Source organism: Algoriphagus aquatilis (assembly GCF_042657405.1).
Lineage (GTDB): Bacteria > Bacteroidota > Bacteroidia > Cytophagales > Cyclobacteriaceae > Algoriphagus > Algoriphagus aquatilis.
This window is the reverse complement of record NZ_JBHSKS010000021.1, coordinates 23678-38996: the sequence shown is the minus strand read 5'-3', so window position 1 is coordinate 38996 and position 15319 is coordinate 23678. Positions and strand designations below refer to the sequence as shown.

Below are 15319 nucleotides of genomic sequence, written 5' to 3'. Positions count from 1 at the left end.
GGTAATCACCTAATGAATAAACTGACAAGTATTTTAATACTGCTAGTTTAGTGATTATTTTTATAAAATAGCAAGACTATTTTGTTAAAATATGTTTCTTGAAGAATTTTATGGGGGGGAAAAGGAATGTGTCAAGCCTAAAACCGCTGAATACTGGCGGACGAAGCCTTAATGTTGGGGAAATAACCTTCTCCGAGATTGAAAGAAGTATTGGATTCAGGTGTCTTTTCTCAAAAATGATTTGAGCCTAAACGAAAACATGCTCTTAAAGCCCTTCCAAATTTTGTAGATAGGCATAGGATTTAGATTTTTTGGTAGTTGGATTTAAATGATCCGAACACTCATCTTTTATCTTCCCAAGGCATGTATACTACTTTTTTGGTCTCAAAAAAATCTTCCTTGAAATAGTCGCTCAGATGGTAGGTCACATAAGACTTGTCGAGCTCTTCCATTTCCTCATCCACGTCGCCGCCTTTCAGATATAGAATGCCGTTCTGGAATTCGTTGAAGTCTTCGCGCTTGATTTTGCCTTTGACCCAAGGATAAAAATTGATCATGCGAGTTACCGCACGGCTAATTACAAAGTCATATTTCCTCACCAGAGATTCGGCCCGAGCTTGCTGTGCTTCCACATTACCCAGTTTGAGTGCTTTGGCCACTTCTTTTACTACAGTGATTTTTTTCCCTATAGAATCCACCAAATGAAAGTGAGTATCAGGGAAAAGAATAGCTAATGGAATTCCTGGAAAACCACCGCCTGTCCCAATGTCAAGGATTTTGGTGCCTGGCTGAAAGGCCATCACTTTGGAAATTCCTAAAGAATGTAAGACATGATGAACATAAAACTGATCCATGTCTTTGCGGCTGATCACATTGATTTTGGAATTCCAGTCCTCGTACAGTTCTTGCAAACGGTCGAATTGTTCGATTTGCTTTTCAGTGAGGTCAGGAAAGTAGGATAAAATCAATTGTGTGCCGGTATTCATCAGATGTGGTTTTCTTTGCCGGAGGCGATCTCAAATAATAGCTCTCGAGATCGGTGAAGTTGAGCTTTCACAGTTCCTAAAGGCTTGTCAAGTTCTTGGGCAATTTCTTCGTAAGAGAGTTCGTCAAAGTACCTCAATTGAACCAATTTGCGGTATTTTGCCGGAAGTTTGTCCACAAAGACACGCACCATTTCGATGCGCTGTGATTTGATGAATTCATCCTGAGGGTTGTTGTCATCGTCTTCCACGTCAATATTGACGGAATTGCCACTATCATCAGAAAGGGTATTGTTCAAGCTCATGGTTTTGAGCTTTTTCTTTCGGATAAAATCAATGGTGTTGTTTGTGGCGATTCTAAATAGCCACGTAGAAAAAGTATAGTCTTTTTTGAATCGTTCAAGGTTACGGAAAGCCTTGGCAAAGGCTTCCATGGTCAGATCTTCCGCGTCATCCGCATCGCGGATCATCTTGAGGATCATGAAATAAACGGCCTTTTTGTACCGCTTCATCAACATGGCGTATGCAGACTGGTCTTTTTCAAGGACGGCTTTGTCTATTAAGTCAAAGTCTTCCAGTGCCTTAGTAGAGAAACCTCGTTCGTTTATTTCCATTGGATGTCTTTTGACTGATAGGATACGGAGCCCAAAATCCAGAAGTAACCCAAGTAAAAAAGGTCATTCAAGACGGGGTTCATTTTAGGAGCTTTTCCCTGAACAGTTTTTGCAGCGGATTTGAATATCCCCGCCACGAAAACCGATCTTAGAAGAATAATACCCAAAACAGCCAAAAAATGTTCCCATTGTAGGCCTATTCCGAAATAAATCAATAATCCTATTCCTCCTATCCAGAAGAGGGCATGTGACATAGAGTATAGTCCAATCTTTCTTTTGTCTTCTCCTCTGTAATATTTACCCACATGTAGGTGTCTCTTTTTCTGGACTAGGTAGTCTTTCCAAGTCTCTTTTGGAACAGAGGTAGTGGCTGCTTGAGGATCTATGACTATGGTGGAATTTTTGCCTGTGGCATAATTATTCACAAAAAGGTCATCATCTCCACCTTCCAGATGCCAGATCCCCTTAAATGCCTTAACTCCCATAAAGAAGCTTTTGCGATAGCATAAGTTTCTTCCGATTCCCATGAAAGGATCCTTCCAAAGTCCAAATGAAAGGTAAAACAGAGCGGTCAAAATCGTTTCGAACTGAATCCAACGATTCAGCTGGCTTGGTTTTTCCTGATATCCAGAATAGCCTATAGCAAAGGTTTTATCTTCTAGTCTTACCGGAGCTGTCATTTTTCTGATCCACTGATCCGAATTGGGGATACAATCCGCATCGGTCAGAAGTATGACGTCATTCTTTGCCACTTTGATACCAAGTGTCAATGCAAATTTTTTGGGAGTGACGTGGCTAGGGGTGTATTTGATGGTGACAGACCTGAGCTTTGGATAGATGGCCATCATTTCTTCCAGCAGTCGCTTGGTGCGATCCGTGCTGCGATCGTTGACGATCATCACATCAAATTTAGGATAGTCCTGTTCAAAAAGTTTTGGAATCAGGACTTTAAGGTTTTGAAATTCATTGTGGGCCGCCACCAATACCGTCACACCCTCTTCAGGTGACTGAGTGGATGGAGACTTGGAAGGGGATTTAAACCAGGCCGTCCGTCCAAAGATCATCAGGAGATAGATCCCCTGAATAATAAGTCCGATGCCAAAGAAAAACCAAAGTAAAAATAGGCCCATAGGTCGATTTTGTCGGGCAAATATAAAATCAATTTCAGCAAGTCATTTAAGAATAAGTGGATATTTTTGCAGGCTAAACCATGCGGATTGTAGTTCAATACAATAGCTCCGCTATATGTAGTAATGAAGTTTACTTTAGAGAAAAAAGATTCCTTAACCAACGCCCGTACAGGTACGCTGACTACTGACCACGGAGTGATTCAAACTCCCATTTTTATGCCGGTAGGGACTGCTGCTACAGTCAAGGCTGTCCATCAACGGGAACTAAAGGAGGATATCAAGGCGCAAATTATCTTAGGCAACACCTATCACCTTTACCTTAGGCCGGGACTTGATATTCTTGAAAAAGCAGGGGGACTCCATCAATTCAATGGTTGGGATCGACCCATTTTGACAGATTCTGGAGGTTATCAAGTTTTTTCTTTGGCAGGTACCCGAAAAATAAATGAAGAGGGAGTCACTTTTAAGTCTCATATCGACGGTTCTAAACATGTCTTTACTCCCGAAGGAGTGATGGATATTCAGCGAACCATCGGTGCAGATATCATCATGGCTTTTGATGAATGCACTCCCTATCCGTGCGAATATGGCTATGCCAGAAAATCGATGGAGATGACCCATCGTTGGCTTACCCGTTGTATTCAACGCTTTGATTCGACTGAAGGAAAATACGGTTACGGTCAGACTTTATTCCCAATCGTTCAAGGGTCGGTCTATAAAGATTTGCGAAAGCAAAGTGCCCAATTTATTGCCGATCAAGGAAGAGAGGGAAATGCAATCGGAGGATTGTCTGTAGGAGAGCCGGCTGAGATGATGTATGAAATGACCGAAATGGTGACGGATATTTTGCCTGCGGATAAACCTCGCTACCTCATGGGAGTAGGAACACCTGCGAATATTCTGGAATGCATTGCCTTGGGTGTAGACATGTTTGACTGTGTGATGCCTACCCGAAATGCCCGGAATGGGATGCTATTCACTTCGGAAGGAATCATCAATATCCGAAATGAAAAATGGAAAGATGATTTTAGCCCGATCGATCCGGCTATCGGTAATTACGCCAGTACGTTTTATTCTAAAGCTTATTTGAGACACCTGACTGTATCCAAAGAAATCCTTGCCGCACAGATTGCCAGTATTCATAACTTGGCTTTTTATCTCTGGCTAGTAGGACAAGCTAGAGAACATATTCAGGCTGGGGACTTTGCCGTTTGGAAGGAACAAATGGTGAAAAAAGTAAGTACTCGACTCTAAGGCATGAAGATCCTGGACAAACTGATCATTAAGGAATTTTTGAAGACCTACTTTTTTGTGGTCATCATGTTGATTCTTATTGTATTGGTTTTGGACTTTACAGAGAAAAACGACACCTACATTCGTAACCAAGTGCCTGCCCGCGATATCCTCAAGTACATGGGGAATTATGGGTTGTATCTGAATAATCTGCTGACTCCGATCACGGTATTTATTGCGGTTATTTTCATCACTTCCAAAATGGCTGGTCGTACCGAAATCGTGGCCATCCTAAGTTCCGGAGTTAGTTTTGTAAGAATGCTCCGTCCTTTCCTTTTTGCGGCAGCGATGATTGGATCCATCAGTTTTCTGTTAAATGGCTGGGTATTGCCTGTAGCTACCGCAGGGGTCAGTGAGTTTCGGATTCGCTATTTGGAAAAAGGAAAAGCTTCTACCGATCCCAATATTCACATCAAAGTCGGTCCTGATGCCTATGCTTACATCAGTAGGTTTTACCAAAGCGGTCTCACCGGTTATGATTTCACCTTGGAGGAAATCCGGGATGGGAAGCTTTTATCCAAGCTTTCTTCTGACCGAATTCAATGGGATACCACCAAGAATGTTTGGAGACTGGAAAATTGGAGGTTGAGAGTTTTGAAAGAAAATGGAGAGGACTATTCGGTAGGCTCTGAATTGGATACCGTTTTATCTATTTCTCCCACAGATTTTGATCTGCCCGAAAATCACCATGAGACTCTGAAACTTCCCGAACTGAGTCGTCAGATCAAAATTCTCGAAGATCGGGGAGCAGACAATGTGAGCTATTACCGCATTGAGCGCTATGTTAGATTTATGTCGCCGTTTGCAGCTATTATTCTCACTTTCATCGGGGTGATCATGTCTGCCAGGAAAACCAGGGGAGGCTCGGGCTTTCAGATTGCCCTTGGATTTTTCTTAGCATTCGTATACATCTTACTTTTCATTCTTTCGAGGACTTTTGCTGAGGCCGGGACCCAATATCCCATTTTTGCAGTGTGGCTTCCCAATATCATTTTCGCAGTTACAGGATTGGTACTGTATAAAACTGTTCCCCGATAGATGAATTCTCAAACCGTAAAAGACTATCTCTTGCTCCATTTCATCGTGTTGATTTGGGGCTTCACGTCCATTTTGGGATTATTGATTAGTCTGCCTGCTTTGGAATTAGTCTTTTACCGAACCTTGATTGCTGCTGTGGGCGTAGGGTTGGTGATGGTATGGAGGAAGAAAAATATACTTGTGCCCCCAGCCGAACTGATCAAAATAGCAGGAGTGGGGGTTCTGATTTCTCTTCATTGGATATTCTTCTTTTGGTCTGCAAAAGTTTCTACGGCTTCGGTGTGTCTGGCAGGCATGGCGACTACCTCATTGTGGACGGCATTTGTGGATCCAATTATCAACCGGACTAAGATCAAATGGTACGAAGTAGCGTTGGGCTTATTGGTAATTTCCGGGTTGGTGGTGATTTTCCAATTTGAAAGCGGCTACTGGCTTGGACTTTCCTTGGCACTACTTTCCGCATTTTTAAGTGCTTTGTTTTCAGTTTTCAATGCCAAACTGACCTTTCGCCACACTCCTTATCAGATTACATTATTTGAGATGGCGGCGGCTAGTCTTTTTGCCTTGTTTTTTATGCCGATTTATTCGGAGTTTTTAAATGACGGTGCTCCGATCCAATGGGAATGGAAAGGATTGGACTGGGTATGGATGCTGGTGTTGTCTGGAATATGTACTGTGTATGCTTTCTCTGTTTCAGTCGAGCTGATGAAACGGGTTTCTGTTTTCACCATTAATCTGACGATCAACTTGGAGCCAGTATATGGGATTTTGCTCGCCGTGATGGTCTTTGGAGAAAAGGAAAAAATGACCCCACAGTTTTACCTGGGTACCTTGATTATCCTGTTTTCTGTCTTGATTTATCCTGTGCTTAATTACTGGAATAAGCGGAGAAAAGCCATCCGGATCATCAACTGATTAGAGTACTCCTTCAAAGACAAAGTAGTCCTCCTGCCAAGTCAGGTTTTCAGGTTTTTGGTCAAACAATCCAAATACGCTTGATCCCGAGCCGGACATCGCAGCATAGTATGCCCCTGCCGAGTACAATCTATCTTTAATTGCAGCGATTTTGGGGTGGTTTTTGAAAATACTCGCTTCGAAGTCATTGACTAATTCGGCTTTCCATCTGTTTCGGTCTGCCAAGACCTCTTCCAACTTGACTTTGGGTGGAGCAGGAGAGACACCCGCGTAGGCTTCCTTGGTACCTACGTGAATTCCCGGATTGATTAAAACCAAATGGCTTCCCCTCAAGGAAAGATCAATGGGCTCCAGAATTTCACCTCGGCCACGCGCGATTTTTGGAGTGTTTTCTATGAAAAAAGGGCAATCACTTCCCAATTGAGCGGCATACTCTTCCAAAAAGAAATCATCCAAATGAAGGTCGAACAGGTTGTTCATCAACTTTAGCGCAAAGGCACCGTCAGCTGAACCTCCGCCAAGACCTGCGCCCATTGGGATGTTTTTATGCAGGTGGATGGAAAGATTTGGCAGACCCGGAAAATCCTTTTTCAGCAGCTTTTCCGCTTTTAATATCAGATTATCTTTCGCTTCTCCTGGGATATCCAAACCAGATGAATTCCAGCTTGGCTTTTTATCCACAATCATTTCCAAAGCATCATAAAGAGGAATTGGCACCATACAAGTTTCGATCTCATGGTATCCGTCTTTTCTCTTGGAAGTGATGTGGAGGCCAAGATTGATTTTGGCATTGGGAAAGCTGATCATAAGAAAAGGCTGTTTTGACAAAAGTAAAGCAAAACTCCTGAGCTGGGTACAAATAGTCTGATTTGAATTTTTGTTAATCTTTGGTAGGAATTTTAGATTTTTGACAGAGTATCATTTTTTTTCTTAAATAAAAGCTCGGGATTTCTCTAAAAATTTGAAAGAATCGGAAATCCATACAAAATTTTGAGAGGTGCTGAAATTTGGACGGTTTTTGAAAAATAGATTTTGCAAATTCTGTATAAAAGGAATTAAATTTTAAAAAAAATATTTAAACCCAATTTTATTATCTGTTTAATCTGAATAATAGAGAATTAAATATTGTAAGTCTGGGATTAGAGTTTTAATATTGTCACGTGATTCGAAATCGAAGCATATACTCTCAAACCACGCTATGTATCCATTGGTCGTCCTGCTAAGCATTATTATTCTCATCGGATTTTCGAAGTGAGGCACTAGACCATTATAACCCAGTATATAAAATCTAAAGTGCCTCACTGACCTGAGGCACTTTTTTATTTTCTAATCCTATGACCCAGAACAATCTGAAAAAGTACAGTTGGGAAATCAGTGACAATCCCGAGCATCCAGCCGGAATGGCGATGCTATATGCTACAGGAATGTCTGATAAAAAAATGAAACAGCCCTTTGTAGGGGTAGCCAGTTGCGGATATGAAAGCAACCCCTGCAATATGCACCTCAATGACTTTGCCGGTCTGATCAAAGCTTCCTCTCAGGAATATGATCTGACCGGTTTGGTTTTTAATACCATAGGGATTTCTGATGGGACTTCCATGGGTACTCTTGGAATGAGGTACTCTTTAGTGTCCAGAGATATTATTGCAGATTCGATCGAGTCCTTCATTTTGGGACATTCATTTGATGGATGTGTGGCGGTAGCTGGTTGTGATAAAAATATGCCCGGTGCAGTTATGGGGATGCTACGAATCAACCGTCCCGCAATTATGGTCTATGGTGGTACGATTGCTTCAGGTAACTATAAAGGAGAAAAACTCAATATCGTTTCTGCATTTGAAGCCTTTGGGAAAAAAATCCAAGGAACCATCTCCGACGAAGATTACGATGGAGTAATTAGAAATGCGTGTCCGGGTAAAGGAGCTTGCGGGGGGATGTACACTGCCAATACTATGTCTTCGGCTATAGAAGCGATGGGTATGTCATTGCCTTACTCATCCTCCAATCCAGCTAATTCAGCAGAAAAACTAAAAGAGTGCCAGGATGTCAATAAATACATGCGTATTCTGCTGGAAAAAGACATCAAGCCAAAAGACATCGTCACCAGAAAAAGCTTGGAAAATGCAGTCACGGTAGCCGTGGCTCTTGGAGGAAGTACCAATGCTGTACTTCACATTTTGGCGATTGCAAGGACTGCAGGGGTGGAATTTACCTTAGAGGACTTTAAGGTCATCAATGCAAAGACGCCTTTGCTTGGAGATTTCAAACCCTCAGGTAAATTCATGATGGAAGACTTGTACGAACAGGGAGGTCTTCCAGCTTTTATGAAATACATGCTCAACAATGGCTACCTCCATGGTGACTGCATGACAGTGACAGGAAAGACGGTTGCTGAAAACCTTCAAAATATAGATCCTATCGTCCCATCCGTGGTCAATGTGATCCATCCGCTGGAGACACCGATCAAGAAGTCCGGTCACTTATGCATCCTGAAAGGTAATCTTGCTCCGGAAGGTGCAGTATCCAAAATTACCGGAAAAGAGGGGACCGCATTTACGGGACCAGCCATCGTGTTTGACTCAGAACTTGAGGCAAATGATGCCATCCGTGACCATAAAGTGAAGGCAGGGAATGTAGTAGTCATTCGAAATGTAGGCCCAAAAGGTGCTCCTGGAATGCCTGAAATGCTAAAGCCAACTTCCATGATTATTGGCGCAGGCTTGGGTTCGGATGTTGCTTTGATCACCGATGGTAGATTTTCGGGAGGCACACACGGCTTTGTCGTGGGGCATGTGACACCAGAGGCTTGGTGTGGTGGTCCAATCGGGCTGCTTAAGGATGGCGATATCATCACTATCGATGCAGATAATTTTATCCTTTCTGTAAATGTTACAGAGGAGGAATTTGCTGAGCGTAAAAAGACTTGGTCTCCTAAACCTATCGAAGGGCTTCAAGGCACGCTCAAAAAATACAACAAACTCGTTGCGACCGCCTCAGAGGGTTGCGTTACCGATAAATTTTAATCCTATGAAGGACTTGATAAGAGGTGCAGACATTGTTGTGCGCTCCCTGATTGCCGAGCAGGCAGAGCTCATCTTCGGATATCCGGGTGGGGCTATTATGCCGGTATATGATGCGCTGTATGACTATCATGATCAAATCAAGCACGTGCTTACCCGCCACGAGCAGGGTGCCATCCACGCAGCACAAGGTTATGCCAGAGTATCTGGGAAAGTTGGGGTTTGTCTTGCTACTTCCGGTCCCGGAGCGACCAATTTGATTACTGGATTGGCAGATGCGCAAATTGACAGCACACCGCTAGTCTGCATCACGGGACAAGTAGCGGCACATCTTTTAGGTACTGACGCTTTTCAAGAAACGGATGTAGTGGGTATTTCTATGCCCGGCACCAAATGGAATATTCAGGTAAGGAGGGTGGAGGATATTGCGCCTGCCATTGCAAAAGGTTTTTACATCGCTCGTTCCGGTCGACCAGGGCCTGTATTGATAGACATAACCAAAAATGCTCAGGTAGATTTTGGTGAATTTAACTATGTGCCTTGTCAAGGTTTTAGATCTTACAAAACACATCATCCAATTGAAAAAACAGCGATCCAACAAGCCGCTGAACTGATCAATCAGGCAGAAAGGCCCTACCTTTTGTTCGGACAAGGGGTAGTTTTGGGCAATGCAGAAACTGAACTTAAGTTTTTCTTGGACAAATCAGGGATACCTGCAGCTTCGACTCTTTTGGGTTCTGGAGCGCTATCTCAGGATCACCCAAATTACGTGGGGAAACTGGGCATGCATGGAAACTATGCCCCAAACTTGCTCACCAATCAGTGCGACGTATTGATTGCAGTGGGTATGCGCTTTGATGATCGTGTGACTGGGGATCTGAAGCGCTATGCTAAGCAGGCAAAGGTGATTCATCTTGAATTGGATCCTTCTGAGATCAATAAAAATGTCAAAACTGCAGTAGCTGTACAAGGCAATTGCAAAGAGAGTCTTTCCATGCTGACTGAGGCTATTCTGGCTAAAAAGCATGACTCTTGGATGGCGAAGTTCAGAGAATTGGAAGAGCAGGAAAGAGCGGCAGTAGTTCAGCATGACATTACACCAACCAAGGAAGGACTTACCATGGGTGAAGTGATTCACCAGATCAATCAATACAAGGCGGATGACGCTGTCTTGGTGACTGATGTAGGTCAGCATCAGATGATCGCATGGAGGTATTTCAATTATAAAAAGCCTCGAACTCAAGTGACTTCGGGTGGATTGGGAACAATGGGGTTTGCACTTCCAGCAGCTTTGGGAGCGCAGCTATTTGATTATTCTCGACAGGTAATCTGTGTGGTAGGAGATGGAGGTATTCAGATGACCATTCAGGAACTCGGTACCATCAAGCAGACTAAAGCCCCTGTGAAAATTGTCCTGCTGAATAATAACTACCTCGGTATGGTGCGTCAGTGGCAGCAGATGTTTTTTGATAAGCGTTATTCTTTTACAGAATTGGATAATCCTGATTTCATCATGCTTGCAGAAGCTTATGGTATCAAAGCACAAAAAGTTTCGGAAAGAGGTGATCTGCAAGAAGCGATCGAAGATATGCTCATCCATGATGGGCCCTATTTCCTCGAAGTGGTAGTGGAAAAAGAAGACAATGTATTCCCAATGATCGCCACAGGTTGCTCTGTGGAGGAGGTCAGACTAAGCTAATTCAAACCTATGAAGAGATATACCATTTTTGTTATTACCGAAAATTTCATCGGGATTCTTAACCGGATCACTATCATTTTCACCCGTAGAGGAATCAATATCGATGCACTTACTGCATCAGAAAGCCGGATTCCGGGTATTCACCGGATCACTATAGAGGTGACGGTCAATGAAGATACGGTCATCCAACTTGTCCATCAGATCGAAAAAATCATCGACGTAATCAAAGCATTTTATCACGAAGATGAAGGTGTCGTGTATCAGGAAATTGCGCTCTATAAGATCCCTGTTTCCCGTTTGGACGGTGGCTTGGAAAAAATCATCCGTCAGCACAATGCCAAAATCATAGCCGCTGAACCGGACTTTGTGGTACTCGAGCTTACCGGTCATAAAGAGCAAACTCAAGAGCTGCTGGAAATCCTCAAAGGCTATGGACTTCTTGAATTTGCAAGATCTGGGCGTGTGGCAGTTGCCAAGCGAATGCTTACCATTGAATCGTTCATTAAATAATTATCTCAAACCTGTTTATACAATTTAAAAACCCAACAATATGAAATTGAAATTCGGAAGCGTTGAAGAAAACGTAGTTACCAGGGAAGAATTTCCTTTGGAAAAAGCAAGAGAAGTCCTCAAAAACGAGGTAATCGCAGTCATCGGTTATGGTGTTCAAGGACCGGGTCAAGCTTTGAATTTGAAAGACAACGGCTTCAACGTGATCGTGGGCCAGCGTAGCGGCTCGAAGACTTGGGATAAAGCCATTGCCGATGGCTGGGTTCCCGGTGAAACGCTTTTTGAAATCGAAGAAGCTTGCGAAAAAGGCACAATTCTTCAATTCTTGCTTTCCGATGCAGGTCAGATTGCTCTTTGGCCTACCGTTAAAAAACACCTTACGCCGGGTAAAGCATTGTATTTCTCTCACGGTTTCGGAGTGACATACAAAGAGAAAACAGGCATTATTCCTCCTGCCGATGTGGATGTGATCTTGGTTGCACCAAAAGGTTCAGGTACTTCTTTGAGAAGAATGTTTGTAGAAGGACGTGGATTGAACTCATCTTATGCGATCTACCAAGACGCAACCGGAAAGGCGAAAGATCGCGTGGTAGCTTTGGGAATCGGCGTAGGTTCAGGATACCTATTCGAAACTGACTTCTACCGCGAAGTTACCTCCGACTTGACAGGCGAAAGAGGGACCTTGATGGGAGCCATCCAAGGTATTTTTGCTGCTCAGTACGAAGTGTTAAGATCCAATGGACATACACCTTCAGAAGCTTTCAATGAAACTGTTGAAGAATTGACTCAGTCTTTGATGCCGCTTGTGGCTGAAAATGGAATGGACTGGATGTATGCCAACTGTTCTACCACCGCTCAGCGTGGTGCATTGGATTGGTGGAAGCCTTTCCGCGACGCGACCAAGCCGGTTTTTGAAGCACTTTACAATTCTGTGAAAACAGGTGTGGAAGCTCAAAAGTCTATCGATTCCAATTCCAAGCCGGACTACAGAGAAAAACTGGAAGCTGAATTGAAAGAATTGAGAGAATCCGAAATGTGGCAAGCGGGTGCAGTAGTGCGCCAGTTGAGACCAGAAAATAATTAAGAAACCCAAACCCTTAACTTGTATGAGTGAAAAGCTGTGGATATTCGATACAACGCTTCGTGACGGTGAGCAGGTGCCTGGCTGCCAGCTCAATACCCAAGAAAAGATCATAGTAGCCAAGGCACTAGAAGCTCTTGGTGTAGATATTATCGAAGCAGGATTTCCGATTTCCAGTCCGGGAGATTTTAATTCCGTTCAGGAGATTTCAAAGGCTGTTTCCAATCCTATTATCTGTGCGCTCTCCAGAGCAGTAGAAAAAGATATAGAAGTAGCTGCAGCTGCCCTCAAGTATGCCAAAAAAGGCAGAATTCATACCGGAATCGGGGTTTCTCCTTATCATATTCAATATAAGCTCCGTTCCACGCCCGATGAAATCATCAAGCGTGGGGTGGCGGCTGTGAAGTTTGCCCGTCAGTTTGTGGATGATGTGGAGTTTTATGCAGAAGATGCCGGAAGATCAGAGCCAGATTTTCTCTGTAAAATCATCGAAGAGGTCATCAAAGCCGGAGCTACGGTAGTAAATATTCCTGATACGACGGGATATTGCCTGCCAGAGCAATATGGGGCTATTATCGCCAGCCTCAAAAACAATGTGCCAAACATCGACCGGGCAATTATTGCTACCCATTGTCACAATGACCTTGGGATGGCTACAGCAAATACAGTGGCAGGTGTGCAGCATGGTGCCCGTCAAGTAGAAGTGACCATCAACGGAATCGGTGAAAGAGCAGGCAATACCTCTATGGAAGAGGTGGTCATGGCAATAAAGTGCCATAAATCAATTCCAGTCTACACGGATATTGTGACTCCACGAATCTATCAGACTAGCCGATTGGTTTCCAAACTGATGAATATGCCCGTGCAGCCCAACAAAGCAATCGTGGGAAGAAATGCATTTGCCCATTCTTCGGGAATTCACCAGGATGGAGTATTGAAGCATAGAGAAAACTACGAAATCATCGATCCGAAAGAGGTAGGCGTGGAGGAGTCTTCCATCGTCTTGACAGCCAGATCCGGCCGTGCAGCATTGAAGCACCATTTGGATGCATTGGGCGTAGAGCTCGAAGGGGAAGAACTGAGAGAAGTTTACGAGGCATTCTTGGTATTGGCTGATTCCAAAAGGGATATCGGTCGAAAAGACCTCTTGGAACTAGTCGGGAAGTATATGGAAGAATCCAATTTCATCGAATTGGAAAATGTCAGCTATTCTTCCAACGGCTCGGTCAATGCTCATGTAAAACTAAAAATCGGAAACGATGCGCATGAGGCTTCTTCTACAGGTGTTGGACCAGTGGATGCCGTTTTGAAAGCGATCGAGACCATAGTCAAACCTCAAGTGGATTTGGAAGAATTCCTAATCCAAGCCATCACCCACGGAAGTGATGATGTGGCCAAAGTCCACATGCGACTCATTAAATCCGAAAAACCTTATTATGGCTTTGCATCCAACCAAGACATTGTCTTGGCTTCTGCACAGGCCTTTGTCGATGCACTCAACAAAATACCAGTCAAAGAATACGCGAATGCTTAATTATGGAAAAGACAACATTATTTGATAAAATCTGGGATGCACACGTGGTCAAATCCGTGCCAGCTGGTCCGGATGTATTCTTCATCGATAAGCATTTTATCCATGAAGTGACCTCTCCCGTAGCTTTCCTTAATTTGGAAAAAAGGGGGATCACGGTAAAATATCCTCACAGAACCATCGCTACTCCCGACCATAACGTGCCTACGATTGATCAGGATCAGACGATCAAGGATAAGCTTTCCCGTATGCAAGTGGAAAAGCTCCGCGAAAACTGTAAAAAATACGGGATCGAACTCCATGATTTGGGATCAGCCCACCATGGAATCGTTCACGTGATTGGTCCTGAGCTCGGTGTGACTCAACCAGGAATGACCATCGTTTGTGGTGATTCTCACACCTCTACCCATGGTGCTTTTGGAGCGATCGCATTTGGTATTGGTACTTCCGAAGTAGAAATGGTGCTCGCTACGCAGTGTATCATGCAGTCTAAGCCTAAGAAAATGAGGATTTCCGTTAATGGAACTCTGGGCGCTGGAGTGACCTCTAAAGACATCATCCTTTACATTATTTCTAAAATTTCTGCTGCAGGAGCCACCGGTTACTTTGTGGAGTATGCAGGTTCAGCTATTCAAAGTCTATCCATGGAAGCCAGAATGACTATCTGCAACATGTCCATCGAGATGGGTGCGCGTGGTGGTCTGATTGCTCCTGATGAGACGACTTTCAACTATCTGGAAGGTAAGCAATACGCTCCAAAAGGTGCGGATTGGGACAAGGCAGTTGCTTACTGGAAAACTTTGAAAACCGACGAAGGCGCGGTTTTCGATCAAGAGCTGGTTTTCGAAGCCGCCGATATCGAACCGATGATTACCTATGGTACTAATCCAGGCATGGGAATCAAGGTTGTCGGTAATATCCCTACTACAGAAGGCATGGAAGGTTCCAATAAAACTTCTTACCTCAAATCGTTGGATTACATGGGCTTCCAGCCTGGTGAACCAGTCAAAGGTAAGCAAGTGGACTACGTGTTTGTAGGTTCATGTACCAATGGCCGTATTGAAGACATTCGGTCTGTAGCTCAGTTTGTGAAAGGACATAAAAAAGCGGACAACATCACCGCTTGGATTGTACCTGGATCCCGTGAAGTAGAGAAAATGGCTCACGAAGAAGGCTTGGTGAAAATCCTCGAAGAAGCTGGATTCGAACTTCGTCAGCCGGGCTGTTCTGCCTGCCTTGCGATGAACGACGACAAGATTCCTTCAGGAAAGTATGCAGTTTCCACTTCCAACCGAAACTTTGAAGGTCGCCAAGGTCCTGGTGCACGCACCATGCTTGCTTCTCCATTGACCGTGGCAGCGGTGGCAATCACCGGACGTATCACAGATCCTCGCGAAGTATTCGGAAATTGAGTTTACTGGTTATTGAGTTATTGGTTACTAGTTAGCAGTATTTGGATAGGATCCTTTACTACACTAGTAACCCACTATTAACTGGTAACAAAT

The 15319-nt window shown here is 43.7% G+C and carries 13 protein-coding genes; 9 read left to right on the top strand and 4 right to left on the bottom strand.

The window, feature by feature from the left end; genetic code table 11:
- Window positions 1-341: 341 nt before the first annotated feature.
- From rsmG to ACFPIK_RS17365, 3 genes are read right to left on the bottom strand one after another with little or no spacing between them, the layout of a single operon-like run.
- Window positions 342-986, bottom strand: a complete 645-nt coding sequence (gene rsmG / locus ACFPIK_RS17375; RefSeq protein WP_377917599.1) for a 16S rRNA (guanine(527)-N(7))-methyltransferase RsmG — start codon at window positions 984-986, stop codon at window positions 342-344.
- Entirely contained in the window at window positions 986-1597 is a 612-nt protein-coding gene (locus ACFPIK_RS17370) for an RNA polymerase sigma factor (protein WP_377917597.1), read from the bottom strand. The genes rsmG and ACFPIK_RS17370 overlap by 1 nt, the downstream gene beginning before the upstream one ends.
- The gene (locus ACFPIK_RS17365; protein WP_377917595.1) at window positions 1588-2727 is read right to left on the bottom strand and encodes a glycosyltransferase; all 1140 of its coding nucleotides are present in this window, start codon (window positions 2725-2727) and stop codon (window positions 1588-1590) included. The genes ACFPIK_RS17370 and ACFPIK_RS17365 overlap by 10 nt, the downstream gene beginning before the upstream one ends.
- A 123-nt stretch (window positions 2728-2850) precedes the next feature.
- Between ACFPIK_RS17365 and tgt the strand changes: the two genes are divergently transcribed.
- From tgt to ACFPIK_RS17350, 3 genes are read left to right on the top strand one after another with little or no spacing between them, the layout of a single operon-like run.
- Window positions 2851-3981, top strand: a complete 1131-nt coding sequence (tgt, locus tag ACFPIK_RS17360; protein WP_377917593.1) for a tRNA guanosine(34) transglycosylase Tgt — start codon at window positions 2851-2853, stop codon at window positions 3979-3981.
- A 3-nt stretch (window positions 3982-3984) separates the two neighbouring features.
- On the top strand, window positions 3985-5058 hold the full coding sequence (locus ACFPIK_RS17355; RefSeq protein WP_377917591.1) for an LptF/LptG family permease: 1074 nt from the start codon (window positions 3985-3987) through the stop codon (window positions 5056-5058).
- Window positions 5059-5973, top strand: a complete 915-nt coding sequence (locus tag ACFPIK_RS17350; protein ID WP_377917589.1) for a DMT family transporter — start codon at window positions 5059-5061, stop codon at window positions 5971-5973.
- Here ACFPIK_RS17350 and ispE read toward each other — a convergent pair whose 3' ends face one another.
- A complete protein-coding gene (gene ispE / locus ACFPIK_RS17345; RefSeq protein ID WP_377917587.1) occupies window positions 5974-6780 on the bottom strand; it encodes a 4-(cytidine 5'-diphospho)-2-C-methyl-D-erythritol kinase in 807 nt (268 codons plus the stop codon). It lies immediately after the preceding gene.
- 527 nt (window positions 6781-7307) lie between these two features.
- Here ispE and ilvD point away from each other — a divergent pair.
- From ilvD to leuC, 6 genes are read left to right on the top strand one after another with little or no spacing between them, the layout of a single operon-like run.
- Window positions 7308-8996 carry a dihydroxy-acid dehydratase gene (gene ilvD / locus ACFPIK_RS17340; protein ID WP_377917585.1) on the top strand — a complete coding sequence of 563 codons (1689 nt, stop codon included), beginning with the start codon at window positions 7308-7310 and terminating at the stop codon, window positions 8994-8996.
- Between the two features lie 4 nt (window positions 8997-9000).
- The gene (ilvB, locus tag ACFPIK_RS17335) at window positions 9001-10692 is read left to right on the top strand and encodes a biosynthetic-type acetolactate synthase large subunit (RefSeq protein ID WP_377917583.1); all 1692 of its coding nucleotides are present in this window, start codon (window positions 9001-9003) and stop codon (window positions 10690-10692) included.
- Window positions 10693-10701: 9 nt separating this feature from the next.
- Window positions 10702-11202, top strand: a complete 501-nt coding sequence (gene ilvN, locus ACFPIK_RS17330) for an acetolactate synthase small subunit (protein ID WP_067550114.1) — start codon at window positions 10702-10704, stop codon at window positions 11200-11202.
- Between the two features lie 40 nt (window positions 11203-11242).
- A complete protein-coding gene (ilvC, locus tag ACFPIK_RS17325) occupies window positions 11243-12286 on the top strand; it encodes a ketol-acid reductoisomerase (protein WP_377917581.1) in 1044 nt (347 codons plus the stop codon).
- Between the two features lie 22 nt (window positions 12287-12308).
- The gene (locus ACFPIK_RS17320) at window positions 12309-13817 is read left to right on the top strand and encodes a 2-isopropylmalate synthase (protein ID WP_377917579.1); all 1509 of its coding nucleotides are present in this window, start codon (window positions 12309-12311) and stop codon (window positions 13815-13817) included.
- 2 nt (window positions 13818-13819) lie between these two features.
- The gene (leuC, locus tag ACFPIK_RS17315) at window positions 13820-15226 is read left to right on the top strand and encodes a 3-isopropylmalate dehydratase large subunit (protein ID WP_377917577.1); all 1407 of its coding nucleotides are present in this window, start codon (window positions 13820-13822) and stop codon (window positions 15224-15226) included.
- Window positions 15227-15319 lie beyond the last annotated feature (93 nt).